The following is a 25983-nucleotide window of genomic DNA, read 5'->3' as shown; positions in this document are numbered from 1 at the left end:
CTGAAAAATTCATCATGATTTAACGATTAAACCGTATTAAAATACTAAAACCGGAATAAATTAGTTTGTAAATTTGATGTTTAGAAACCCGCTATGCTGCAACAGGCTTTTTCCCGTTATATCAATAACTTTAAAGGATTCTCAAGAGAGATCTGGATCCTTACGCTAATTACATTTATCAACCGTGCCGGAACCATGGTACTCCCTTTTTTATCCAAGTATTTAAAAGAGGACCTGCTTTTCGACTACCATCAGGTAGGCTGGATAATGGTTTGTTTTGGCGCCGGTTCGATGATCGGTTCCTGGCTGGGCGGTAAACTATCAGACAAGATAGGCTTTTACCGGATCATGATTTTCAGCCTTTTCACCAGCGGTTTGCTGTTTTTCGTAATTCAGTTTATCACCAGCTTTGCAGGCCTGTGCATCGCCATGTTTTCGATCATGATCATTGCCGATATGTTTCGTCCGGCAATGTTTGTATCGTTAAGTGCCTATGCCAAACCGGAAAATCGTACCCGCGCGCTCACCTTAGTCCGGTTAGCCGTAAATCTCGGCTTTGCTGCCGGACCGGCTTTAGGCGGTTTAATCATTATGGGAATCGGCTACCAGGGGCTTTTCTGGATAGATGGCGCTTCCTGTATTGTTTCCATCCTCATTTTTGCCCTGTTGGTAAAAGAAAAGAAAAAAGAAGCTTTTCACAGTCATAACGATGCTGCTGCCGTGGCAAAATCCGTTTTTAAAGACCGTCCTTTCTGGCTGTTTCTTTTTATCAGTTTTGCAACTGCCATGGTATTCTTTCAGCTATTTACAACCCTGCCGTTATACCATCATGAGCAATTCAACCTTTCCGAATTTCAAACGGGATTACTAATGTCCTTTAACGGTTTGATGATCTTCTTTTTTGAAATGCCTTTGGTCAGTTATTTCGAACGCAAAAAAACGGATAAAACAAAAATCATCTTTTATGGCTCCGTATGCATTGCCATAGCCTTTTACCTGCTGTTACTCAATATATGGGCCGGAATACTCGTGCTCAGCATGATTTTTATCACTTTTGGAGAAATGTTTGCTTTCCCGTTTTCAAATTCCTTTGCCATGGGACGTGCTCCCAAAGGACACGAAGGACGTTATATGGCTTTGTACACCATGAGTTTCAGCCTTGCGCATATTATGAGTTCGAAAACCGGAATGGAGATCATATCCCGCTACAACTACAATACCAACTGGATTTTTATGGGCACTTTTGCCGGAATCGCAGCTTTATGCGGAATCTGGCTGCAAAAAATATTGCGAAACGAAAATTCATAAAACACTAAAAAACAACACTTTAAAACACATTCAATCTTCCAAAACCCCGGCTTAACTATTTTTTTAGTTTACAAACTACTTTTTTAGTTGCAAAACTAAATTTATAGTTATACATTTGTTCTGCGTTACTATAATAAGGATTGCAAACAGTATCGCAATAATTTATCATGACACAGAAGTTAACAAACAAAGAAGAGGAAGTAATGCACATTTTATGGATGCTGGAAAAAGCATTTGTAAAAGAGGTGCTTGCAGAAATCAAGGAAGACCAGCCCCATTACAATACATTATCCACCATAATCCGAAACCTGGAAGAGAAAGGCTATGTGTCCCACAAAGCTTTTGGTAATACTCATCAATATTACCCGCTGATCTCGAAGGAGGATTACCGCAAAGGTTTTATGAATAATGCTATTGAGAATTATTTTAACAACTCCTATAAGAGTATGGTTTCTTTTTTTGCTAAAGAGGAAAAAATCAGTGCTGAAGAATTACGTGAAATTTTAGACATGATCGAAAAAAAATAGGTTTATGGAAGCGTTTGGTATTTATATCTTAAAAGTAACAGTGCTGATAGCTGTTTTTTATCTGGCGTATTTTATCTTTTTGAGAAAAGAAACTTTTTTCAATTCGAACCGCTGGTTCTTACTATTAGGATTGTTTACTTCCGTTTTACTGCCTTTAATATCGTTCACGAAAATTATCTGGGTAGAACGCACTCCAACTGTCCCGGACACCTATCATCCATACATACAAAATACAATTCCGGCGGTCAGTGAACCTGATTTTCAAATTAACTACCATTTAATTGTCATTTTATTATATGCTGTCGGAATTCTTTTATTGTGTATCCGCTTTATAGCAGAATACATCTCTTTACAGCAGATAATTGAAAAACCAAAAGCCGTTACCAAAAATAATCTTTACTATATCGATACGGAAAAAGTCCAATCACCTTTTTCTTTCTTTAATTACATTGTTTACAACTCCAAGCTTTTACAGCAGCACGAGTTAACAGACATTATTGAGCACGAGAAGATCCACAGCATTCAAAAGCATTCGGCCGACATGCTTATTGCGCAGCTGTTCTGTATTTTCTTCTGGTTTAACCCTATTATCTGGGTATACAAAAAAGCCATTGCTCAAAATCTGGAATTCATTGCCGATGCAGAAGCAACAAAAGTTGTCAATGATAAAAAAGCGTATCAGAAAACCTTAGTAAAAGTAACCATGCACACCCAGTGCATTGCGATCACCAATCATTTTTATCAATCATTAATCAAAAAACGAATCGTTATGTTAAACAAAGATCAGTCCCGAAAAAGGAATTTGTGGAAGTACCTAATCATCCTTCCGCTTCTGGCATTATTCATCATGCAGTTCCAGGTAAAAATCCTGGCACAGGAAAAACAAAGCCGTATGGCACAAAGTGAAAAAGCTGCCACAGCCGATAATGTTACTGTAGTAATAAACAAAAATACTACAGACGAAGAATTAAAAAGAAATGCCGAGCTGCTTCAAAACGAATATGGCATCAATCTTAAATATTCCAAGATAAAACGAAATAAGAATGGGGAAATCACCCGTATTAAAGTGCAGTTCAAAGACAACAACGGAAATAACGGTATTACGCAAATCGACAACGATGAACCAATATCCACTATCCGTATTGTCCGAAAAACGGACAAAAACGGGAAAGTAAAAATCGGCTTTAATACCGATGCAACACCTGACACTCCCAACAGAAGAACCAGTGTAAAAACGATTGCCCAAAATAGCGACGATGACAATGACGATGCCGAGGATAACAGCTCCTGGTTTGACAATCTGTTAAGCCCGCCAAGTCCACCATCGCCACCTAGCCCGCCTTCTCCGGCAAGTCCGCTTTCGCCATCTGCTCCGGCATCACCAGCTCCCATGAGAAGTTCTACAACAACAACCAGCAGCAGCAGTGTGGTTATTAAAGACGGCAAAGTTGTTTCCAAAAAAGGAAGCACACGGATAATTATTGACGGTGAAGAAGTTTTTAATAGTGACGACATTGATATCGATACTGCAGAAATTACCCGAAAAGCCTTAGAAGATGCCCGCGTTTCAATGGAAAAAATCAGACCTGAAATAGAAAATGCAAAAGCGGAAGCTTTCAAAGCAAGAGAGGAAGCCATGCTGAAAAGAGATGAAATGTTCAAAAAGAGAGATGAGCAATTTAAGGTAAGAGACGAAATGTTCAAGAAAAGGGACGAAATGTTTAAACACAGAGACGAGCTCCGAAAAGACGCTATGAAAGCCAAAGAAAAAGCCCTAAAACTTCGCGAGAAAGAAATCGAAAAGCGTGTAGAAAAAGCGCAAAAAGAAGAAAAAAACAACTAAAAAAAAGACTGTCATGCATTCATGACAGTCTTTTTTTTTAACTTTACAAAAACAACATACTCATGTTCAAAGCATTAGCCCGGATAAACAAAATACTGCTTCCCAGTTACAGCAAACAAAATCTGGATTTGTCCAAAGCCAGCAACTGGCAAAAGGCAATTCTTGCCTGGCGGTATTATGTTACCTGTAAAGCGCTGGACTAATATTCCATTGCCGCAAAAATATCATACGGCTTAATTTTCTCCCTTCCGTTTAAAAAACGCAGCTCCATTAAGAAATTCAACTGAACAATTTCTCCGCCCAGTTTTTCCACCAACTCACAAACGGCTTTAGCGGTGCCTCCTGTCGCCAGTACATCATCATGGATCAAAACCTTGTCTCCTTTCTTTATCGCGTCTGTATGGATCTCTAAATTGTCCGAGCCATATTCCAGCTCATACGAAGCCGAAATGGTCGTAAAAGGCAGCTTTCCGGGTTTACGAACCGGTACAAACCCAACATTTAGTTCATGAGCCAGCAAAGTAGCAAAGAAAAAGCCCCTGCTTTCCACCCCGATTACTTTATCGATCTTCTTATTTTTCAGGTTTTCCATCAATATTGACAGACATTCTTTAGTTCCTTCCGGGCTATTCAGCAACGGAGTGATATCTTTGAAAATAATTCCTTTTTTAGGAAAATCCTGAATATCACGTACATACTCTTTTAGTGCCATTTTTTTTTAAATTTTATTTCAATTTCGTTTGCAAGTTACACATTATTGCCTATATTTGCACCCGTAAAAACAAGGCCTCGTGGCGCAACTGAATAGCGCATCTGATTACGGCTCAGAAGGTTACAGGTTTGAATCCTGTCGAGGTCACAATATCAGCTCATCTTTAAGATGAGCTTTTTTTTTATTCAAATCTAACTTTTATTGTGAAATAATGAGTTTTTTGCATTTTTTTTAATTCATTTATTCGTATTTTTTATAAATTTATAAAGTTTTAACACCCATCCCCAAAGGCATCTCTAATGAATCTGGATAAAAAAATTACTATTCTCATAAGTTGGTTTTTATCAAGACCTAAAACCACTGGGATATTGGTATTTACACTTTTATTTTTAATCTCAAATTTAATTCTTTTTCTACGTTATCAAATCATAAAAGAAAGCGAACAGCGTGAAATGAGCAGTATTTTGAATGTCGTTCATCAGAATATTGAGCAGTCTTTGAAAAACAGTTACATCACAACCCTAACGTTAGCCATGACCATTGACGATAACGGTCATTCCAAAAACTTTAACGAAGTAGGAAAACAACTCATCGAATCCAGTCCGAATATTGATGCTATCGAATTGGTTCCGGGCGGTGTGATCAAATATGTATATCCTTTAGAAGGAAATGAAGCCGTTGTTAATTACAATATCCTTGACCCTTTAAAAAAAAACAAATCCGCTTTAAAAGCTATTGAGCTCCGTAAAATGTACTATGCCGGCCCGGTAGAATTAAAACAGGGCGGATTGGGCATCATCGGACGGTTTCCGGTTTTTAAAGCCAATAAATTCTGGGGCTTCTGCGCCGTTGTGATCCGTTTTGACACTTTTCTGGAGTCTTCCGGTATCAAAGCATTCTCTAAAGACAAATATTACTTTCAGTTCTCAAAAACCGATACCGATACCGGTAAAGAAGAATTCTTCTTGCCGAATAAGAAAAATTTCCGAAAAAGAACACACCTGACCGTTTCCTTCCCGGAAGGAGACTGGAAATTATACCTGATTACCACAAACAATTACTATTTAATCAAACAGCTAACACCGATAGCTATCCTGGCGATCGTGCTTTCGCTGATTTGCGGTTTATTTACGACAAGCTTATTAAAAAGACCGTCAGAACTACAGCGTCTGGTACATTCGCAGGCACTTCGTTTAATGAAGAGCGAAATCAAGTTCAAATCCATATTCGAACAGGCCGCCATCGGAATTGCCCATATTGACTCCAATTCCAGTACGTTTATAGAAGCCAACGAACGTTTTTGCCAAATGCTGGGATATGAAACCAACGAAATCAGCAAGATGGATTATATGATGATCACCCATCCTAACGATCTGGAAAATGATTTCAAAAAAATGAGGCTTCTGAAAAGAGGTGTCATCCGGGAATTCGGACTTGAAAAACGCTTCTTCCACAAAGACGGAAACATTGTCTGGGCAAGCGTTACCATTACACCGCTATGGTCTGTTGGTGAAAAACCGACTTCACACATTGGCATCATTGAAGATATAACCGACAAAAAAGAAGCACAGGACAGAATCAAGAGAAGTGAAAAACGTTTTAAAAGTTTATTCAACAACTCCCCTATCCCCTTATGGGAAGAAGATTTCTCCGAAGTAAAAAATTATCTAAGCGAACTGGATCTTATTGACGCCAGTAAAGAATATGTTGAGAATTACTTCAAAAACAACCGCGATGTTGTCCTGAACTGCCTTACCATGGTTAAGGTAATCGATGTCAACAACATGTGTCTGGCCTTACATTCCGTTAAAGACAAAAACATATTAAAAGGTAAATTAAGCACCATTTTTGACGAAGAAGGCATTCCTATCTTCACCAAACAATTAATTGCCATTACGCAAAGACAAAACCACATTACCGGGGATTCCCAGGTAAGACTGCTGGATAACGAGCACCGCCACATTCATTTCAGATGGAGCGTGGTACCGGAATATGAAGGTACTTTAGAACGCGTTCTGGTATCGACAGAGGACATTACGGAACGCAAAAATTCTGAAGAAGTCATTCTGAAATCGCAGCAGAAAATCGAATCCCTGATCAACACTATCGACGGTATTGTATGGGAAGGCGATCCGAATACTTATGATTTTACATTTATCAGCCGTAAAGTAGAAGACATCTTAGGCTATACACCGGAAGAATGGCTGGATTCCCCTTCTTTCTGGATCAACCACGTTCATCCGGACGACAGGGAATGGGTAATCGAGTATTTCTCCCGATACACTTACGAAAAAAGACAGCACGACTCCGAATACCGCATGATTCGCAAAGACGGCGAAATCGTATGGCTTCGTGACATCGTTAGCGTTGTGGTCGAAAATGATATTGCCGTAAACCTGAGAGGTATCATGATTGACATTACCAAAGCCAAAATGGCAGAGCTTGAACTGAACAATACCCTCCATCTGGTTACCGAACAAAACAAGCGTCTTTTAAACTTCTCGTATATCGTTTCGCACAACCTGCGTTCGCATACCAGCAATATTCAATCCATTTCGAATCTGATTGAATCTGCGGATACCGATGAAGAAAGAGAAGAAATGATTCAGCTGCTGAAATCTGTTTCTTCGGTACTTAATGAAACCATGAACAACCTGAATGAAGTTGTCACCATTCAAACCAACATTAACCTTATTATTGAACCCTTAAACCTAAATAAATACATAGTAAAAACACTGGATGTACTCCGAGAACAAATTTTAAAGAATGATGTAATAATTAAGAATGAAGTAAACAATGATATAGAAGTAAAATACAATCCTGCTTATCTGGAAAGTATATTGCTTAATTTTATATCGAATGCCATTCGATACGGACATCCTGACAGACAAACAGTCATTGACCTCAAATCGTATCAGGAAGAAGGAAAAACCGTTTTAGAAATAACAGACAACGGAATAGGAATTGATTTGGAAAAAAATGGAGAAAAACTTTTCGGAATGTACAAAACATTCACCAATCACGGTGAAGCAAGAGGAATCGGTTTATTCATTTCTAAAAACCAGATTGATGCTATGGGTGGAAGAGTTGTCGTTAAAAGCGCATTAGGCGAAGGAACAACTTTTAAAATATATTTCAGATGAACGCCCCAAAAAGTATCTGTATCATTGATGATGACCCCATCTATCAATTAATTACAAAAAAAATAATTGAGAAAAGTCAGTTATTTAGTCAGATCCTTAGTTACAAGAATGGAAAAGTTGCTATTGATTCATTCAAAGAAATTGAAAATGCCGAGGAATTTCCCGATGTTATCCTACTAGACATCGACATGCCGGAAATGGACGCCTGGGCATTTATGAATGAATTGCGGCGGATTGATTTCAAGTTTGAAAAAAAACCTGCCATTTACATAGCAAGCTCCTCAATTGCTAACGAAGACCGGGAAAAAGCCAATAGCTTTCCCGAAATAATAGGCTACCTGTGTAAGCCTATTGACAGAGATATTCTCGAGAGAATTGATTTAGAAAACCCCAAAAACTGACACATGAAAAAAAATTCACTTTAAGCATTCAGCAGCCACTTTAATGAAAAACAACGATTTTATATTCAATACCACTTTTAAGGATCATATTTTTTCCGAAAACGAAATTAAGTTTAAAGAATACGAAGAATGCACATTTAGTCACTGCGATTTTACCAATTGTAATTTTTCAGGAGTAGCTTTTACCGACTGTAATTTTGACAACTGCAACTTTAAAGAAGCAGAAATCAATTATGTCGGCTTACGAAATGTCCAATTTAACAACTGTGATTTCACGAATGTTAACTTTGCCATGACCGACCAGCTGCTGTTTGAATTCCATTTTAAGGACTGTCTTTTAGACTACTCCAAGTTTTACGCTCTCAAATTAAAACAAATGACCTTTACCAATTGCAGTATGATTGCCGCCGATTTTATGGGCACCGATTTAACAGCAGTATTATTTGACAACTGTAACCTACACCAAGCAGTTTTCACAGATGCCAAAGCAGAAAAAGCGGATTTCGTAACCAGCTACAATTTCACGATCGATCCGGAAAAGACCCGGTTGAAAAAAGCGCAGTTTTCTAAAGACGGTTTAAAAGGATTACTGAGTAAATACGAAATTATCGTCAGGTAAAAGGTTAATATAACAACCTGACTTCTTTAATATCAAACGTTTTTACCGAATCATCTTCAAGGAGTACCTCAAGCTTACCGTTTGAGGTTACTCCTTTGATAATTCCCATAAAACGATGGTGATCATCCGTTTCAAACGGCATCGGCACTCCTTTTTTAAACAGGTTTTTATCATAAACCTCCCAAAGCAGGCTGTACTCCTTATTTCGCAGCAAAGCCATATTCCGCTTCAGGTTTTCCAGAATAGCAACAAAAACAGTTTCTTTATCAAATTCTTTACCCGTTATCGCCAAAAGTGAGCTTGCTTTAGGCAGATTTTTAAAGTTTTTCTGGTTCACATTAAGCCCGATGCCCACGATAGAAAAAATCTCACCATTCGGTTTGATGCTGTTTTCAATCAGTATGCCACCGATCTTTTTGTTCTCTGCCAAAATGTCGTTAGGCCATTTAATAAATAAACCGGGAATATTTAAACTTTCCAACGCCTCCACTATGCTGATGGCTACCGCAACATTCAAATGAAAAATCGCATTGATATCCAGCAGCAAATCCTTAATTAAGACACTAAAGGTCAAATTCTTACCCGATTCCACATTCCATTCCGACCCCATCTGGCCTTTGCCTTTTGTCTGATTTTCTGCAATGATAACCGTATAGTTTTCAACAAATTGTTTTGTCAGTAAATCTTTTAAAAAATCATTTGTCGAAGATGTGGCACCGAGTTTGATAATATTCATAGAAATAAATAACTTTATATCGCTTAATCTTGTGTTAAGGTTCAAAAATAAAGACAAAATTTGATAACTTTGCGAAAATATATAAAATAATAAATGGCGAAAAAGGATATTAATAATGATGATTTATTAGCAAACATCATCAAAGGCGTAGAAGAAGTTAAAGGGAATGATATAGATATTCTGGATTTAAGAGCAATCGAAAACACCGTATGCGATTATTTCGTAATTTGTAACGGTAATTCCAATACACAGGTTAACGCGATCGTTAACTCTATACAAAAAATAGTTTCCAAGGAATTAAAAGACAAACCTTGGCATGTTGAAGGTACCGAAAACGGAGAATGGGTTTTAATGGACTATGTGAGCATCGTGGTGCATGTATTCCAAAAACACATCCGTGAATACTACAACATCGAAAGTCTGTGGGGTGATGCTAAAATCACTTCAATTGAAAACAAATACTAACACTCACATTTTCACATGTCAAAAGATAAAAAACCGAATCCTTCTAAGATCAGAATAAGCCCATGGGTTATTTATGGTGCAGTACTTTTGATTTTAATTGCGATACAGCTTGTTTCCAGCGGAACCAATTTCCAGGAAGTTAAACCGACAACTTTATCCAAATTCTACCAATACCTAGACTCCGGTCAGGTAGACAAAGTAGTTTTTAATAAAAGTACGGCTCAGGTATTCCTGAAAAAAGAAGCGCTTAGTAGCAAAACTCACGCAAAAGTTGAGAAAAAAAACCTATTAGGAAAAGAAAATACCGGTCCGCATTACACACTGGACATCGGTACGAACAGCGAACTTTTTCAAAAGAAACTGGAAGAAGCCCGTTTGGAAGGAAAACTGAATGATTATTCCTCAGAACCGGAAAGTAACTGGGGGGATATCCTGATTAACTTCCTTCCGATCATTCTGATAATAGCCTTCTGGTTATTTATGTTCCGAAGAATGTCAGGCGGTGGTTCAGGCGGCGGTGGCGGTCAGATTTTCTCTATCGGAAAATCCAAAGCCAAACTATTTGACGAAAAAAACGATATTAAAGTTACGTTTAAAGACGTAGCCGGTCTGGAAGGCGCTAAAGAAGAAATCCAGGAGATCGTGGAATTCCTGAAGCAGCCGGAAAAATACACCAGCATTGGTGGTAAAATCCCTAAAGGAGCCTTATTGGTTGGTCCTCCGGGAACCGGAAAAACATTATTGGCAAAAGCCGTAGCCGGAGAGGCAAAAGTACCTTTCTTCTCTTTATCCGGTTCCGATTTTGTTGAAATGTTTGTAGGTGTGGGAGCTTCACGTGTACGTGACCTTTTCAAACAGGCAAAAGAAAAATCACCGTCCATCATCTTTATCGACGAGATTGATGCTGTGGGTAGAGCCCGTGGTAAAAACAATTTCTCCGGTTCTAATGACGAGCGTGAAAATACCTTAAACCAATTACTGACCGAAATGGACGGTTTTGGTACCAATACCCACGTAATCGTTCTGGCAGCAACAAACAGAGCCGATGTTTTAGACAAAGCTTTAATGCGTGCCGGACGTTTTGACCGACAAATCTATGTGGATTTACCGGACGTTCGTGAGCGTAAAGAAATATTTGAAGTACACTTAAAACCGCTTAAAAAATCGGAAGAACTCGATACAGACTTCCTGGCAAAACAAACACCGGGATTCTCCGGAGCAGACATTGCCAACGTTTGTAACGAATCGGCACTGATTGCTGCCCGTAAAGGTAAAAAAGCGGTTGACAAACAGGACTTCCTGGATGCTGTTGACAGAATCGTAGGTGGTCTTGAAAAGAAAAATAAAATTGTTACCCCGGAAGAAAAACGTGCCATTGCCATACACGAAGCAGGTCACGCAACGGTTAGCTGGATGCTGGAACATGCAGCACCACTTGTAAAAGTAACCATCGTTCCGCGTGGTCAGAGTTTGGGAGCTGCCTGGTATTTACCGGAAGAGCGTCTGATCGTAAGACCGGAGCAAATGCTGGATGAAATGTGTGCAACCATGGGTGGCCGTGCGGCAGAGAAAGTTATTTTCGACAAGATTTCAACCGGAGCATTAAGCGACCTTGAAAAAGTAACCAAACAGGCCCGTGCCATGGTAACCGTTTACGGATTAAATGACAAATTAGGGAATGTAACCTATTACGATTCGTCAGGTCAGAGTGAGTACAATTTCTCCAAACCATATTCGGAAGAAACAGCCAGAATCATTGACAAAGAAATCTCGGATTTAATCGAATCGCAGTACAACAGAGCGATTCATATTCTGAATGAAAATAAGGAAAAACTGAATCAGTTAGCCGATATTTTAATTGAGAAAGAAGTTATTTTCAAAGACGACCTGGAAACGATCTTCGGGAAGCGTCCTTATGAAAAAACAGAAAATGAAGTAGTTACCGAATCATAAGAAAAATAAATATCACATTTTATATAAAAATCTTAATTCTAATGTAATATTGAATTAAGATTTTTTTATCTTTGATTGATTTCAAGTGCAAAAAACAAAGATCTGACCTACTTTTATGAGTCTTTTTAAAAAACTTTTCGGCAATGCGAACGATACTTCAAAGGAGGAAAAAGAGCCCGAATTGAGCCAGTATCATCCGGAGATTGAGATGCCAATAGACGAGCAATTCACTTTCAATTTCAAAAAAAATGGAGGTAAGTTTTTGTATTGTGAAAATTTACCCGAAGTACACGATAATTTTGAAAGCATATTAGTTGAGAACGACTGGTTCGAAAGCGAAGTAATTTGCCTGGAGCCAAAACTTTTTAGTCTTCTTGACGAAAATAAACTAAGCTATAACAGCCCTAAAAATCCAAAATTTTTATTCGCTACCTGTGAAAGCCTTATCGCCGATGAAGGTTCGATACTTTTTTCATCCAATCAGCTTAGACAAAACAAACCCAACGATTTACCCTCTAATATCATCATACTGGCTACAACCAGTCAGATTATTGCCAATAAAAGCGATGGGTTAAGAGATATTAAAAGAAAATACGACAAAGAATATCCAACGAATATCACCACTTTTAAATATTTCGAAAAAGCGAAAGAAGAAGATTTTTTACAATACGGCAGCTGCCCTAAAAATCTCTATTTACTGCTTTTAGAAGATTTGTAATATGGGAGAAAGCAGTATCAGGGCCCTTTCGGGTTTTATATATATATTATTATTAATATCGGCTACCCTTTATTCTGAAGTAAGCTTTTCTTTGCTCTTTGGAGTCTTCCTACTGATTGCTGTTGTAGAATTCTGCAAACTGATTCATTTAAAAAACGGATTACCCATAGTACTCGGACTGGCAAGCTACATCTTGTTTGTTGCTTTCCGGACCAATGCTTTTGCTACCGATATCGCCATCTGCCTGGCGGCTTTATTTGTATCTGTTAATCTGATCATCGACCTGTTCAGCACCCGTATTCATGTAAAAGCAGACAAAGCCTCAAAATACGTAAAACTATTCGGCTACATTATCCTGCCTTTTATACTGTTAATGAAACTCCCTTTTATAGCCAGTACTTTCAATCCTAAGATTGTTATTGGTGTGTTTGTATTAATATGGACGAATGACACATTTGCCTATATCGTTGGGAAATCATTCGGAAAAACGAAACTCTTTGAGAGAATATCTCCTAAAAAAACAATTGAGGGCTTTGTTGGCGGACTGATCTTTACGATGATCGGAAGTTATATCCTAAGCCAGTTCTTCACTTTCTTCTCCCCTCTTACCTGGATATTTACCGGTTTGATTGTAGGCTTTTTTGGCACTATCGGCGATTTGGTAGAATCAAAATTCAAAAGAGTTGCCGGCGTAAAAGACAGCGGAAAAATAATGCCCGGACACGGAGGTATCTTAGATCGCTTAGATAGTGTTATATTTGCAATACCATTTCTATATTTATTTTATCAAATTTTAAATTATGTTTCATAAGGAAGGCGCAAAAATTATTTTAATAACAACCATTTTGGTTACCGCTGCTATACTTTTAGCAGATCGTTTCATTAGTATTTTCTGGTTGATGAAAGCAGTACAGATCATTGCTTTAATCCTGTTGGTACTCGTACTTCAGTTCTTTAGAAATCCTAAAAGAATTGCCACTATCAGCGACAATCATGTTATTGCTCCGGTAGACGGAAAAGTAGTTGTTATTGAAGAAGTATACGAACCGGAATATTTTAAAGAAAAACGTTTAATGGTTTCTATTTTTATGTCACCTATTAACGTACACGTTACCCGATATGCACTAAACGGATTGATCAAATACAGCAAGTACCATCCGGGTAAATATCTTGTTGCATGGCATCCGAAAGCCAGTGAAGAAAACGAAAGAACAACTGTTGTTATCGAAAACAGAATCTTTGGTGAAGTATTGTACCGCCAGATTGCCGGTGCATTGGCCAGACGTATTGTTAACTATGCCGAAGAAGGCATGAGAGTTGTTCAGGGAACGGATGCCGGTTTTATTAAATTCGGTTCCAGAGTGGACTTATACTTACCATTAGGTACGGAAATTAATGTAAAACTAAATGATAAGGCCGTAGGCAATAAAACTATCATTGCAACCAAACAATAATGACCGATTACGATTTAGATACGCAATTTCAAAAAGCTTTTGAAAAAGCTTCCAATATGACAGAAGGCCTGCCTCAGGATGTCATGCTGCGTCTCTATGCCTATTACAAACAAGCTACTTCCGGCTATTCCAAAGGAGAATCTTTCCAGGAACCCCAGGATCTCAGAAACGCCTTTAAAATGAATGCCTGGATGCAGGTACGCCATTTATCTCCGGATGAAGCCAAAAAATTATACATTGAAATTGTTAATTCCTTAATACCATAAATTATGAGAAAATCCAATATCATAGTTGCAAGTTTCCTATTTTCCAGTGTTCTGTTTTCCTGTAAAGACAAAAACAACCTGGAAGAAGTTGTTCAGATACCCGATCCTGTAGAACAGCCAAAAACGGCTTCTCCTCTGGGAAATCCTGCCGATGTAAAAGCTGATCCGGGTACTTTTCAAATGAAAGGACTGCCTTATGCCTATGATGCCTTAGCACCTCATATTGATGCTAAAACCGTGGAAATTCACTATTCAAAACACCATGTAGGATACGCCAATAACTTAAACAAAGCGATTGCCGGTACCGCATTGGAACAACAAACCATAGAAGACATCCTAACCAAACTGGATCCTGAGAACAAAGCTGTCCGCAACAATGCCGGCGGTTATTACAATCACAATCTGTATTGGGAAATTATGGCTCCGAAAGCCGGTGGGGAACCAAAAGGTGCTTTAGCAGACGCTATTAACACTAAATTCGGTTCTTTTGAAAACTTCAAAACACAGTTTTCCGATGCCGGTGCAAAACAATTCGGTTCCGGATGGGCCTGGTTGGTTGTAGACAAAACCGGAGCTTTAGTAGTAGGAAGCACGCCAAATCAGGATAACCCGTTAATGCCAAATGTAGGTATCTCCGGAACGCCGATTCTTGGCATGGATGTTTGGGAACATGCTTACTACCTGAACTATCAAAACAAAAGAGCAGATTATATCACTGCTTTTTTCAACCTGATCAATTGGGATGCCGTTTCTAAAAAATTCGATGCCGCACAAGCAAAAATCAAAAAATAAATACTAATCCGCCCGCAGGCGGATTTTTTATTATCCATCATCAGTCAATCCGTACCTTTAACCTAACTTTGTATTTCACTGTTATAAGATGACCAAACTGCCTCAAAAATACATTTCCCGGAAAGAAGAAATTACACTTCAGTTTATGGATCAGGTTAACCTGCATCTTGACAATATCCTGCAGGGTAAGGCCGATACGATGTATGAAATCAAAGACATCGCAGCTATAATGTGCATTCATCCGGTACACTTAAGTACAACCATAAAACTACAAACCGGCAATTCACCCTGTTTCTATTTTGAAAACAGAATTATGGAAGAATCCAGAAAATTACTGAAAGACTCCACGATGCCCATTGCCGGCATAGCCGCCTTACTGACATTTGACCCTTCCAACTTTACCAAGTTTTTTAAGCGCTTTGAAGGCTGTACCCCTTCCCAGTACAGAACGCAATTATCTCTGGGCGTACAGGATTAGTATTTTTTATTACAAAAAGTTTAAAATAAAACACTGCGTTTCAGCATTATATAAATTTTATAAAAAAATAACATTTTTTAAAGCAACCAAAACGATAATTCAGAATCTTATAGACTCATCATACTTTTATTACCCACGTTATAATTATAGAGAATCTACCCCAGGGTAGATTTTTTATTTTATACGAATTTTATAAAACAGTACGCACAGCAAAGCAACAGCCACGCTCTTAACACAAAAACGACGCTTTCTGATGTTAATTCTCAGAAATAATTGTCATTCTCAAAAAAATAATGGATTTTTGACTATTAATACATATCAAATGAAATCGACCTATACCCTATTCTTACTGACCTTTTTATTAATCGCCTGCAAAAAAGAAGAAAAACCGACAGAAATTGTCAACAACTGGAAAGATTATAAACTTTCCGACAATGTAAAAAGCGTTACTGAAAAATCATTTGCACTCGTTGATGGTAAAATCGGTGAACCAAAAACCGAAAACCAGAACGGCTACAACAGTCACCTGGCATTCAGCAATACCGGAAGTCTGATCCTGGAGAAAAAAATCCTGATGAACGGAAACCTGCTTGAAGAAACGACTTTTACCAATAAAGACAAAAAATTACTGGTTACCCAATATATTAATCCGACCTCAGCATTTACAACCAAATATTCCTGGGACGACAACGGGAACAATACCATCATCACCCGCAGAAATCCTCAGGGAGAACAAATTGAAAAAACACTGAACACCTTTATCAAAAACCAACGCGTGGAAGTAAGACGCTTTGACGGTAAAGACAATTTAACCGACAGAACGACCTATACTTTCGGAAAAAACGATAAAGTGAGAGAAGAGAAAGCTTTCCTAAAAGAGAAAACCATCCAGTTCCTTACCGATTATACTTATGACGAGCATAACAACATGACAATGGAACAGCGCCTGAATCCCGATTACAAACGGTTATACACCATCAACAATAAATATAACGCCCAAAACCTGCTCATCGAAACCGTAACGCTGAATGCTCAGGATAAAATGGAATATTCCGAAGTTAAAACCTATGATGCCAAAGGCAATCTGACGTCAAACCGTACCTATGACGGATTTGTAGACGGGAAAGTACTGGAAGAATTTCAATATGACAAAAACAACAACCTCATCCAGCGCAAGGAAATCATCAACGCGGTCGTAACGGCGCAATTAGACCAGACGTATGACGATAAAAACAATCTAATCACAGAAAGGTATACCGGTAAAGACAAAACCGTTCTTTTGGACCGCAAAACGGCTTATGAGTATGACAGCCATGGCAACTGGATTAAAAAAACCATTACGATTAGCGGAGTACCTAAATTTGTAGTGGAACGCAAAATAGAATATTTCAAATAAAATACTAAAAAAGGGAGCTCATTTACAGCTCCCTTTTTTTTATAATACTTCCTGCAAAAAAACAAGGCAAATAAAAAGGGAACCATTAGTTCCCTTTTATATCTTGAATAATATTAATTATTCATCTTTCTTTTTATTTCTCTTTTCTTTGATCAATTCGATGATTGCTCCGCCCAGCCAATACTGAACAAAACCAACCAAGAAAATCATTAACCAAAATCCAATGGTTAAGATACACAAGAAAAGTAAAAAGCCTAAATACTGTTGAAATTCAAACATGTTTTCCGGAATTTTGAATACCCGCCAAAGATAAGCTGAATAATCGTCTTAACCAATATTTATCAGAAATTTATTTTATTTCATTTTTTTAAGCTGTCGATATTGATTATTTTTGAAAGGATTTTAAAACAAGGGATGCAGCGCATTATTTTCCTGTTATCCGTTGTTTCTCATTACGAATTTACAAATACATATACACAACAATAAAATGGAATATAGAATAGAAAAAGACACCATGGGTGAAGTAAAAGTTCCTGCAGAAAAATACTGGGGAGCTCAGACAGAACGTTCTAGAAACAACTTCAAAATTGGTCCGTCCGGATCAATGCCAAAAGAAATCGTTGAAGGATTTGCCTACTTAAAAAAAGCGGCGGCTTATGCTAACCACGATTTAGGTGTATTACCCGTAGAAAAAAGAGATGCTATCGCTGCTGTTTGCGACGAAATCTTAGCCGGAAAACTGGACGACCAGTTTCCGTTGGTTATCTGGCAAACAGGTTCCGGTACGCAAAGCAACATGAATGTAAACGAAGTAGTTGCTAATCGTGCTCAGGTTTTAGCCGGATTTAAAATCGGTGAAGGCGAACAAATCATCAAAGCAAACGATGATGTAAACAAATCACAATCTTCTAACGACACTTACCCGACAGGAATGCACATTGCTGCTTATAAAGCCGTAGTGGAAGTTACTATTCCGGGAGTTGAAAAATTAAGAGACACCCTTCACGCTAAAGCAACCGAATTTAAAAGCGTTGTAAAAATCGGACGTACTCACTTAATGGATGCAACGCCATTAACATTAGGTCAGGAAATTTCCGGTTATGTAGCGCAGTTAAACCACGGTTTAAAAGCATTAAGAAACACGTTGTCGCACTTATCGGAAATCGCTTTAGGCGGTACCGCTGTTGGAACCGGATTAAACACTCCGGACGGCTATGACGTGAAAGTAGCGGAATATATTGCTAAATTCACCGGACATCCGTTTGTAACAGCCGAAAACAAATTTGAAGCTTTGGCAGCACACGATGCTATCGTGGAAACTCACGGAGCGTTAAAGCAATTAGCGGTTTCTTTAAATAAAATCGCAAACGATATCCGTATGCTGGCATCGGGACCACGTTCCGGAATTGGTGAAATTTTCATTCCGGAAAACGAACCGGGATCATCCATTATGCCTGGAAAAGTAAACCCTACACAATGTGAAGCCTTAACAATGGTATGTGCTCAGGTAATGGGTAACGATGTGGCCATCACGATCGGAGGAACACAAGGGCATTATGAACTGAATGTTTTCAAACCTTTAATGGCTTCCAACTTCTTACAATCGGCAAGACTATTGGGAGATGCCTGTATTTCTTTTGACGAGCATTGTGCACAAGGTATCGAACCGAACCACAAACGCATCAAGGAACTGGTTGACAACTCTTTAATGCTGGTTACTGCTTTAAATACTAAAATCGGTTATTATAAAGCTGCAGAAATCGCACAAACCGCACACAAAAACGGAACGACTTTAAAAGAAGAAGCAGTTCGTTTAGGCTATGTATCACCGGAAGATTTCGATGCCTGGGTAAAACCGGAAGACATGGTAGGAAGTTTAAAATAAAAACTTTCCCATACACCATAAAACCAAAAACCTGCAACAGTAGTTGCAGGTTTTTTATACTATAAAACCACGCGATCATGATTATAGAAGACCAGATTTTCGAAAAGATAGATTACACTTCCCGTCCGTTGGAAAAAGCAGAATTTGACAACTGCAGGTTTATTAATTGCAGCTTCGCCAACGTTTCGCTTCCGAATCTGATTTTTATTGATTGTGAATTTACCGATTGCGATTTCAGCATGGCTAAAATTAACGGTACCGCTTTTAAAGACGTTACTTTTACCGACTGCAAACTTCTGGGCGTTAACTTTAACGATTCGGAACCTTTTTTACTGCAATTGAAATTTCAGAACTGCAATTTAAAACTGGCCTCTTTCTATAAATTAAAACTGAAAAATACCGCTTTTAAAAAATGTATCCTGGAAGATGTCGATTTTACCCAAACCGATCTCACAGGAGCCACGCTTGAAAACTGCAATTGCAACAAAGCCATCTTTGACAATACCATACTGGAAAAAGCCGATTTGCGAACGGCTACCAACTACTCCATTGACCCTAATGTAAACAGGATCATCAAGGCCAAATTTTCCTATCCTTCCGTTTTGGGATTACTGGATAAACATAAAATTATAGTACAATAGCAGTTATTTCCCTACCCTTTTAATAATATCATTCATCATATCAATCTGTACCCGCTGAATTTCCAGCATGGATTGCTCCTGATGTAAAATGAGGTGGTCGATTTTCTCGTGCAGCATCCGGATTTCCAGTTCCGATTTCAGGTTGATCATATAATCATTCTTCGCTCTTTCCCTGTCTTTTTCTTCCTGGCGGTTCTGGCTCATCATAATTACCGGTGCCTGCAATGCCGCAATACAGGAAAGAATCAGGTTTAGCAGAATAAACGGATACGGATCAAATCCTTTATTCATTAAAATAAAGACATTAAACCCTATCCAAAGGACTAAAAAGGTCATAAACGAAATGATAAATGTCCAGCTTCCGCCAAACTCCGCAACCCTATCTGCAACCCGCTGTCCGAACGTATAATGCTGCGCCTCATCCTCTTCCAGCTTGCTGCTCACGATGGTTTTATCTTTAAGGGCATTCAGCACTGTTTGTTCCAATTCTGAAATTTCTCCTACTTCTCTTAACAAAAAATCGGAAATGTATTTCTCCCGGAAATAATTCAGTTCCCCGATAGCCATAAACTTATCGTTGGAAAATTCGGGATTCTCTTTCAGGATAAACGCCATTATGGATCCTCTGATTGTTTTTCCGGAAACTTTCTCCTGTATCGGAAACTCTTTTCCGGAAATAGCACTGATAAATGTTTTCATAGTAACGTTTGTCTAAGCTTTTAAAACCATTTTTTTCTTTTAAAATAGGTCACCATCAAAATGGCTAAAATCCCCATTAACCCTAAAACCGCATAATAACCGTTCTCCATTTTTAACTCCGGCATGTATTCAAAATTCATCCCGTAAACCCCCACGATAAACGTTAAAGGCATAAAAATAACCGAAACAACGGTCAGTATTTTCATGATCTCGTTCATTCGCTGCCCCTGAGCCGAAAAATAAAAATGTGAGGCACTGTCCAGTGAATTTGTATCATAATCAATTTGCTCTAAAAGCTCCAGACACTTTTGATGCAGCCGGGCAAAAAACGTATAGTTTGCCTGTTCAATCCCGTCGTACTCATCATCATCCTGAAAACTTTTCAGGCTATACAAAGCGTCCCGTAGCGGAATAATGGACCGTTTCAGGAAATTAAGGTTCTCCCGGTTTTTTTCAATACGCACCAGTACATCCTGGCGGTAATTTATTTTGGATTCGATCATTAACGCTTCTATCCTGTCTTCATAACTTTCAATCGTGATATAAAAGTTTTCAATAATGGCATCCAGCATTAAATACAGCAGGTAATCGTTCTTTTTCTTGCGGACTATCCCGGTTCCGGTCCGGATCCTTTCCCGGATGTGGGTAAAAAAGTCACTTCTTTTTTCCTGGAACGAAACCAGTAAATTCTCCTTCAGGATAAAACTGATCTGTTCCACCTGTATGTTATCCAGATCATCTCCCGGCAAAATCGATTTGATATTAAAAAACAGCATATCGTCCAGTTCTTCAACTTTTGTACGGCGAAGCGTGTTTAAAATATCGCCCACAATAAAATTCTGGATCCCAACCTGATCACCAATCTTTTTTATCAGCTCCACATCGTGAAGTCCGTGTATATTCAGCCATTTTACATCCTCTTTCTGCAGCAGGTCATTCAGCTCTTTTTCGATCTTGTTTATCGCAACTTTGGAATATTCCTCAAACCGGTTTTCATTGTAAACAAACAATTGCATCTTCACAGGCTCATCGGTGTGAATTCCTGTATATTCATAGTAATTAGGCTGGACTTTCCGGACTTTTCGATACTTAACTTTTCTCACTGCATAATAATTTTATATAAAGATAGGAGTTTTTAAAATTCCAGTTTATTTTTACAAAAATTATTTAAACACAAAACAGCAGCCGGCAGCAGCCCTTTCAAAACGGCCCGTTATTTCCGAATACCGGCAAACACTATAGCTGCTTAAAAGACAACAACATGAAAATCCTGATTAAAAACATAAAAGAATTACTACAGGTAAGACCCGCAGGAATAAGCAAGGTTTCCGGAGCGGAAATGGCATCACTTCCCAAAATTGACCATGCCTATCTGGTGCTTGAAAACGATTTGATTTCCGATTTCGGAAGTATGGATAACTGCCCTCCCGAATCCGGGTATGACGTTATCGATGCCGAAGGAAGCGTGGTATTGCCAACCTGGTGCGACAGCCATACTCATATTGTATATGCCGGCAACAGGGTACAGGAATTTGTAGACCGCATTAACGGTCTTAGTTATGAAGAAATCGCCAATCGCGGCGGCGGAATCTTAAATTCTGCTAAAAAACTACAGGAAACACCGGAAGAGGAAATCTATAACCAGTCCAGAAAAAGACTGGAAGAAGTAATGCTGCAGGGAACCGGTGCGGTAGAAATCAAATCCGGTTACGGACTAACGGTCGAAGCCGAATTAAAAATGCTTCGCGTAATCAAAAAGCTATCCGAAAACTATCCTATCGCGATTAAAGCTACTTTTTTAGGCGCTCACGCCTTTCCGGCTGAATTTAAAGAAAACCATACCGGCTATATTGATTTAATTGTTAACGAAATGCTTCCGGCTATCGCCAGAGAGAACCTTGCCGAATATATCGATGCCTTTCTGGAAACCGGTTATTTTTCGGTAGCGGAAACAGAGCGGATCATCGAAGCCGGAAAACAATACGGATTGATCCCGAAAATCCATGTCAACCAGTTTACGGCAATTAACGGAATTGAAGCCTGTGTAAAACACGGAGCTCTTTCTGTTGATCACCTGGAAATTGTGACCGACGAAGACATTGCCGTTTTAAAAGACAGCATCACCATGCCGGTCGCACTGCCAAGCTGTTCTTATTTTATCAGCATACCATACACTCCGGCGCGAAAAATGATTGCTGCCGGATTGCCTTTAGCTCTGGCTTCCGATTTTAATCCGGGAACCACCCCTTCCGGAAATATGAATTTTGTGGTTGCCACTGCCTGCATTAAAATGAAAATGACCCCGGAAGAAGCCATTAATGCCGCCACGCTGAATGGTGCCTACGCCATGGGGCTTTCCGATACTCACGGCAGTATTACAAAAGGCAAAAAAGCAAATATCATTATTACCAAACCGATCACTTCCTATTATCAGCTGCCGTATGCTTTTGGTACGGACCTGATTAAACAGGTTATTATTGACGGAAAAATAATCGCATAAAAAAAGCGGAACTTTAAAAGTTCCGCTTTTTTTATTTTGCTGTAGTTCCGCTTATCGTAAAGTGAAACTCGTTTTAGATACTAATTCTGCTTTGTCGAAAATATTCACAAAGAAAGTACCGCCTTCAATATTCTCTACCGGTAGATCCTGAGTAACCTGAACGGTTTTGTTTTCATATTTAACGGTTTTAGTAAAACTGTACGTTAAGGTTTTATCCCCAAAGTTCTCAATACGTTTTTCACCTAAAACATTGTTTTTGCTATCGATAATCTGGATATAATAGGTTTTATCTCCCGATTTTGCAATCTGGTTTTCAGCGATCGTAAAGCTCACTTTCAACACATCTGCTCTTCTTGCTTTATCCGTATCAATCTGTTTTCCGGAGCTTCTTTGTTTCACAGCTGTTGTCTGTAAATTAAGGACTGTCAGTTTAGACCCTTTTTCAACGGTTTTTGCCAACTGGTCGTTTTGTGATGTCAAAGTATCGTTTACTACTCTGGCATTGTTTAAAACCACCTGAGTACTGTCACGTTGTGTTGTTAAGGTTGCATTTTGCTTTTTAAGCACATCATTCTCCTTCATTAAATTATCCATTTCACGTTTTAAACGCAGATAATCATTTTTAAATTTAGCCAGTGAAGCGGCATCTCCTTTCGATTTTTCAAGCTCTTTTTGCAATTGGACCAATTTATCTCTTTCTGCAGTCAACTCTGTAGACAGAGAAGTGTTATCTGCAATAGCGGCATCATATTTTGCAATTGAAGCTTGAAGCTCTTCATTAAGCTTATCTTTCTCACTCATGATCTTATTCTCAGAAGTCTGATTATCAGTACTCATCTTGTACATATAAGCCAAACTTCCTATTAACAGCAGTGATAAAACAACAATAATAGCCTTTAAACTCGAATTACTTTTTTGATTTTCCATAGTCACATTTTTTTTTCAAATATATGTATATAAAATTATTACTTTAAGTTATTAACGAAAGTTTTATAGAAAATAGTATTTTTGGAAGCAACATTTTTTATATGGAAAAACTTATCCGTTTTACATTAAACGATTTAACTAAAATAACCAATCATCGCAGTGGTGAAATAAAATTTGGCGAACGTATTCAAACCGTTCCTAAAGAGATGGATACACTGGAATTCGTACAATCCAGTGATGCCGAATTTGTTTTACTGGGAATTCCGGAAGATATCGGAGTACGTGCCAATTTGGGCCGTCCCGGAACTGCTTCGGCCTGGGAAAGCACTTTAAAAAGCATCGTAAACATCCAGAACAACCGTTTTTGCAAAGGAAGCCAATTGTTAATTTTAGGTAAAATTGATGTTTCCGCCGAAATGGAAGAAGTCACCAAACTGGACATCCATTCGAAAGAAGACCGTAAGAACTTTTTTAAACTTGTCGAAAAAATTGACAAGGAAGTTTCCCATATCGTCTGCCAGATCATCAAAGCCGGAAAAACACCTATTGTTATTGGCGGCGGTCACAATAATGCTTATGGCAATATTAAAGGACTCGCCCTTGCAAAAGGCAAACCGGTAAATGCTATTAATTTTGATGCCCATACCGATTTCCGTGCGCTGGAAGGACGTCACAGCGGCAATGGCTTTTCGTATGCCTTTGAAGAAGGCTTCCTGAAAAAATACTTTATTTTCGGACTGCACGAAAGCTATACGCCCAAAAGCGTACTGGATGCCATTAAAAAGGTTACCGAAAAAATTAAATACAACACTTACGAGCAAATCGCCGTTCGCAAAGAAAAAGGATTTGAAGCCGAAATGGAAATGGCTAAAAAACATATCGCTTCCGAACCTTTCGGGATTGAGATCGATCTGGATGCCATTCCCGGAATTGCCAGCAGTGCCATGACTTTAAGCGGTTTCTCTGCCGAACAGCTGCGCCAGTTTATCCATTATTTCGGGCAAAGCCTTAATGCCTCTTACCTGCACATTTGTGAAGGAGCACCCGACCTGGACAATGAAAAAAACAACCACCTGGTGGGCAAATTGATTGCCTATCTGGTAACCGACTTTATGAAGGCAAAACTGAACATATAAACAAACTCAATATTTTAAACTACTTTTGTAAACGATAACAACTAAAAGTTATCGTTTTTTTATGCAATTTCAAGACTTAGATTTACTTCGTAATATACAACAAGCTTTAACAGAAGAAGGATATGAAAGCCCTACTCCCATTCAGGAACAGGCAATTCCTATTATTTTAGAAGGAACAGATTTAGTAGGATGTGCACAAACCGGAACCGGAAAAACGGCCGCTTTTGCAATTCCTATCCTGAATTTACTGCACCGCATTGTGGGCTCTTCAAAAAAAGTAAAGCACATTCGTACCTTAATAGTTACCCCAACGCGGGAACTGGCCATTCAAATCGGAGAAAGTTTCAATACCTATGGTAAATATACCAACATCCGGACTTTAGTGATTTTTGGCGGTGTCAACCAGGTACCGCAGGTCGATCAGCTAAAAAAAGGAGTGGATGTACTGGTTGCCACACCGGGACGTTTATTAGACCTTCACAAGCAGGGTTTTATCGATTTGAACCACCTGCACCATCTGGTACTGGATGAAGCCGACCAGATGCTGGATATGGGATTCATTAACGATGTTAAAAAGATCATCAAACTGACGCCCAGTAACCGCCAGACACTGTTGTTTTCCGCAACGATGCCTATCGCTATCCGGGAATTGGCCGATACATTCCTGACACAGCCAAAATATGTTTCTGTAGCTCCTGTTTCCAGTACAGCCGAAACAGTACAGCAAAAAGTATATCTGGTAGAAAAAGAAGACAAACGCAAATTATTATACCACATTATCCGCAACGATAAACTTTCCAATGTACTGGTATTTACCCGTACCAAACACGGTGCCGACAATGTTGTAAAAGCTTTAAAGAAAAACGGGATCAATGCCGAGGCTATCCACGGCGATAAGTCGCAAACGGCAAGACAGCGTGCGCTGGATAATTTTAAAAACAAAGAGGTATCCGTATTGGTAGCGACCGATATTGCTGCCCGGGGTATCGATATCGAGCAATTACCATATGTGATCAACTTTGATTTACCCAACATTCCGGAAACCTACGTACACCGTATCGGTCGTACCGGACGTGCCGGAAATTCCGGACTTGCCATTTCATTTTGCAGTAAAGACGAAAAAACCTACTGGCAGGATATTGAAAAATTAACCCGTCAGAAAATCAAAGTGGTTACCGATCAGCCTTATCCGTGGAAAGAAGAAGAAGAAGCTGCAGCGGCTGCCAAAACGGCAAAACCGGATCTTAGAAACAAGAATAAAAATGCGGGTTCCAAATCAAGAAAATCACCGGAATCCAAGAAAAACAAAAAACGCTGGTACTAAGTTTCCAACAAACTTACAATCCTTTATAAAAAATAAAAGCAGCTCCTCAGGGAGCTGCTT

Annotated in this window: 27 protein-coding genes and 1 tRNA gene; 22 read left to right on the top strand and 6 right to left on the bottom strand. The window is 38.8% G+C overall.

Annotation, left to right across the window (positions count from 1 at the left end):
- Positions 1-93: 93 nt before the first annotated feature.
- The 4 genes from B3394_RS11325 (at position 94) to B3394_RS11310 (ending at position 3881) form a co-directional block, all read left to right on the top strand.
- On the top strand, positions 94-1308 hold the full coding sequence (locus B3394_RS11325; protein WP_286921062.1) for an MDR family MFS transporter: 1215 nt from the start codon (positions 94-96) through the stop codon (positions 1306-1308).
- A gap of 167 nt (positions 1309-1475) precedes the next feature.
- Complete coding sequence (locus tag B3394_RS11320; protein ID WP_177733613.1) at positions 1476-1835, top strand: BlaI/MecI/CopY family transcriptional regulator; 360 nt, start codon at positions 1476-1478, stop codon at positions 1833-1835.
- A gap of 4 nt (positions 1836-1839) precedes the next feature.
- Positions 1840-3678 (top strand): M56 family metallopeptidase, encoded by a 1839-nt coding sequence (locus B3394_RS11315; protein WP_286921047.1) that lies wholly within the window; start codon positions 1840-1842, stop codon positions 3676-3678.
- Positions 3679-3740: 62 nt separating this feature from the next.
- Positions 3741-3881: an SsrA-binding protein gene (locus B3394_RS11310; RefSeq protein WP_177733609.1), complete on the top strand. Its 141-nt coding sequence runs from the start codon at positions 3741-3743 to the stop codon at positions 3879-3881.
- On the opposite strand, the gene B3394_RS11305 is transcribed toward B3394_RS11310, so the two are convergent.
- Positions 3878-4390: an adenine phosphoribosyltransferase gene (locus B3394_RS11305; RefSeq protein WP_286921005.1), complete on the bottom strand. Its 513-nt coding sequence runs from the start codon at positions 4388-4390 to the stop codon at positions 3878-3880. The two genes, B3394_RS11310 and B3394_RS11305, sit on opposite strands and share 4 nt — an antisense overlap.
- Positions 4391-4463: 73 nt before the next feature.
- On the opposite strand from B3394_RS11305, the gene B3394_RS11300 reads away from it, so the two are divergent.
- The 4 genes from B3394_RS11300 to B3394_RS11285 all read left to right on the top strand — a co-directional run bounded on the left by B3394_RS11300 (position 4464) and on the right by B3394_RS11285 (position 8553).
- Positions 4464-4537 (top strand) — tRNA-Arg (locus B3394_RS11300).
- 305 nt (positions 4538-4842) lie between these two features.
- The gene (locus tag B3394_RS11295; protein ID WP_177733605.1) at positions 4843-7533 is read left to right on the top strand and encodes a PAS domain S-box protein; all 2691 of its coding nucleotides are present in this window, start codon (positions 4843-4845) and stop codon (positions 7531-7533) included.
- Positions 7530-7934 carry a response regulator gene (locus B3394_RS11290; protein WP_177733603.1) on the top strand — a complete coding sequence of 135 codons (405 nt, stop codon included), beginning with the start codon at positions 7530-7532 and terminating at the stop codon, positions 7932-7934. Before B3394_RS11295 ends, B3394_RS11290 begins: the two co-directional genes overlap by 4 nt.
- A gap of 43 nt (positions 7935-7977) precedes the next feature.
- Entirely contained in the window at positions 7978-8553 is a 576-nt protein-coding gene (locus B3394_RS11285; protein WP_177733601.1) for a pentapeptide repeat-containing protein, read from the top strand.
- Positions 8554-8557: 4 nt separating this feature from the next.
- Here the strand turns inward: B3394_RS11285 and B3394_RS11280 are convergent, their stop codons facing one another.
- Positions 8558-9289, bottom strand: coding sequence for a biotin--[acetyl-CoA-carboxylase] ligase (locus tag B3394_RS11280; RefSeq protein ID WP_177733599.1), 732 nt, complete (start codon positions 9287-9289; stop codon positions 8558-8560).
- A 93-nt stretch (positions 9290-9382) separates the two neighbouring features.
- Between B3394_RS11280 and rsfS the strand changes: the two genes are divergently transcribed.
- The 9 genes from rsfS (at position 9383) to B3394_RS11235 (ending at position 16811) form a co-directional block, all read left to right on the top strand.
- Entirely contained in the window at positions 9383-9754 is a 372-nt protein-coding gene (gene rsfS / locus B3394_RS11275) for a ribosome silencing factor (RefSeq protein WP_286920924.1), read from the top strand.
- Between the two features lie 15 nt (positions 9755-9769).
- Positions 9770-11707: an ATP-dependent zinc metalloprotease FtsH gene (gene ftsH / locus B3394_RS11270; RefSeq protein ID WP_177733581.1), complete on the top strand. Its 1938-nt coding sequence runs from the start codon at positions 9770-9772 to the stop codon at positions 11705-11707.
- A 115-nt stretch (positions 11708-11822) separates the two neighbouring features.
- Positions 11823-12425, top strand: a complete 603-nt coding sequence (locus tag B3394_RS11265; RefSeq protein ID WP_177733580.1) for a lactate utilization protein B/C — start codon at positions 11823-11825, stop codon at positions 12423-12425.
- A gap of 1 nt (position 12426) precedes the next feature.
- Positions 12427-13236: a phosphatidate cytidylyltransferase gene (locus tag B3394_RS11260; protein ID WP_286920894.1), complete on the top strand. Its 810-nt coding sequence runs from the start codon at positions 12427-12429 to the stop codon at positions 13234-13236.
- Positions 13226-13879: a phosphatidylserine decarboxylase family protein gene (locus tag B3394_RS11255; RefSeq protein WP_177733576.1), complete on the top strand. Its 654-nt coding sequence runs from the start codon at positions 13226-13228 to the stop codon at positions 13877-13879. The genes B3394_RS11260 and B3394_RS11255 overlap by 11 nt, the downstream gene beginning before the upstream one ends.
- Positions 13879-14145, top strand: a complete 267-nt coding sequence (locus B3394_RS11250) for an acyl-CoA-binding protein (protein WP_177733573.1) — start codon at positions 13879-13881, stop codon at positions 14143-14145. Before B3394_RS11255 ends, B3394_RS11250 begins: the two co-directional genes overlap by 1 nt.
- A 3-nt stretch (positions 14146-14148) precedes the next feature.
- On the top strand, positions 14149-14937 hold the full coding sequence (locus tag B3394_RS11245; RefSeq protein WP_286920889.1) for a superoxide dismutase: 789 nt from the start codon (positions 14149-14151) through the stop codon (positions 14935-14937).
- Between the two features lie 88 nt (positions 14938-15025).
- Entirely contained in the window at positions 15026-15415 is a 390-nt protein-coding gene (locus B3394_RS11240) for a helix-turn-helix domain-containing protein (RefSeq protein WP_286920884.1), read from the top strand.
- Between the two features lie 322 nt (positions 15416-15737).
- On the top strand, positions 15738-16811 hold the full coding sequence (locus tag B3394_RS11235) for an RHS repeat domain-containing protein (RefSeq protein ID WP_286920849.1): 1074 nt from the start codon (positions 15738-15740) through the stop codon (positions 16809-16811).
- A 117-nt stretch (positions 16812-16928) separates the two neighbouring features.
- Here the strand turns inward: B3394_RS11235 and B3394_RS11230 are convergent, their stop codons facing one another.
- The gene (locus B3394_RS11230) at positions 16929-17090 is read right to left on the bottom strand and encodes a hypothetical protein (protein ID WP_177733565.1); all 162 of its coding nucleotides are present in this window, start codon (positions 17088-17090) and stop codon (positions 16929-16931) included.
- 208 nt (positions 17091-17298) lie between these two features.
- Here B3394_RS11230 and fumC point away from each other — a divergent pair, with 208 nt between their 5' ends.
- Positions 17299-18696, top strand: a complete 1398-nt coding sequence (gene fumC, locus B3394_RS11225; RefSeq protein WP_177733562.1) for a class II fumarate hydratase — start codon at positions 17299-17301, stop codon at positions 18694-18696.
- Positions 18697-18773: 77 nt separating this feature from the next.
- On the top strand, positions 18774-19337 hold the full coding sequence (locus tag B3394_RS11220) for a pentapeptide repeat-containing protein (RefSeq protein ID WP_286920847.1): 564 nt from the start codon (positions 18774-18776) through the stop codon (positions 19335-19337).
- 3 nt (positions 19338-19340) lie between these two features.
- On the opposite strand, the gene B3394_RS11215 is transcribed toward B3394_RS11220, so the two are convergent.
- Both B3394_RS11215 and corA read right to left on the bottom strand, forming a co-directional pair.
- Positions 19341-20036, bottom strand: coding sequence for a DUF1003 domain-containing protein (locus B3394_RS11215; RefSeq protein WP_177733558.1), 696 nt, complete (start codon positions 20034-20036; stop codon positions 19341-19343).
- Positions 20037-20056: 20 nt separating this feature from the next.
- Entirely contained in the window at positions 20057-21139 is a 1083-nt protein-coding gene (corA, locus tag B3394_RS11210; RefSeq protein WP_177733556.1) for a magnesium/cobalt transporter CorA, read from the bottom strand.
- 158 nt (positions 21140-21297) lie between these two features.
- On the opposite strand from corA, the gene hutI reads away from it, so the two are divergent.
- A complete protein-coding gene (gene hutI, locus B3394_RS11205) occupies positions 21298-22536 on the top strand; it encodes an imidazolonepropionase (RefSeq protein WP_273246845.1) in 1239 nt (412 codons plus the stop codon).
- Between the two features lie 51 nt (positions 22537-22587).
- Here hutI and B3394_RS11200 read toward each other — a convergent pair whose 3' ends face one another.
- A complete protein-coding gene (locus B3394_RS11200) occupies positions 22588-23463 on the bottom strand; it encodes a hypothetical protein (RefSeq protein WP_177733552.1) in 876 nt (291 codons plus the stop codon).
- A gap of 101 nt (positions 23464-23564) precedes the next feature.
- Between B3394_RS11200 and B3394_RS11195 the strand changes: the two genes are divergently transcribed.
- Both B3394_RS11195 and B3394_RS11190 read left to right on the top strand, forming a co-directional pair.
- On the top strand, positions 23565-24599 hold the full coding sequence (locus tag B3394_RS11195) for a formimidoylglutamase (protein ID WP_177733551.1): 1035 nt from the start codon (positions 23565-23567) through the stop codon (positions 24597-24599).
- 61 nt (positions 24600-24660) lie between these two features.
- Positions 24661-25923 (top strand): DEAD/DEAH box helicase, encoded by a 1263-nt coding sequence (locus B3394_RS11190; protein WP_286920845.1) that lies wholly within the window; start codon positions 24661-24663, stop codon positions 25921-25923.
- Positions 25924-25983 lie beyond the last annotated feature (60 nt).

The sequence above is a fragment of the Flavobacterium sp. UBA4197 genome (assembly GCF_002379575.1).
Lineage (GTDB): Bacteria > Bacteroidota > Bacteroidia > Flavobacteriales > Flavobacteriaceae > Flavobacterium > Flavobacterium inviolabile.
This window is presented reverse-complemented; position numbering and strand designations above follow the sequence as displayed.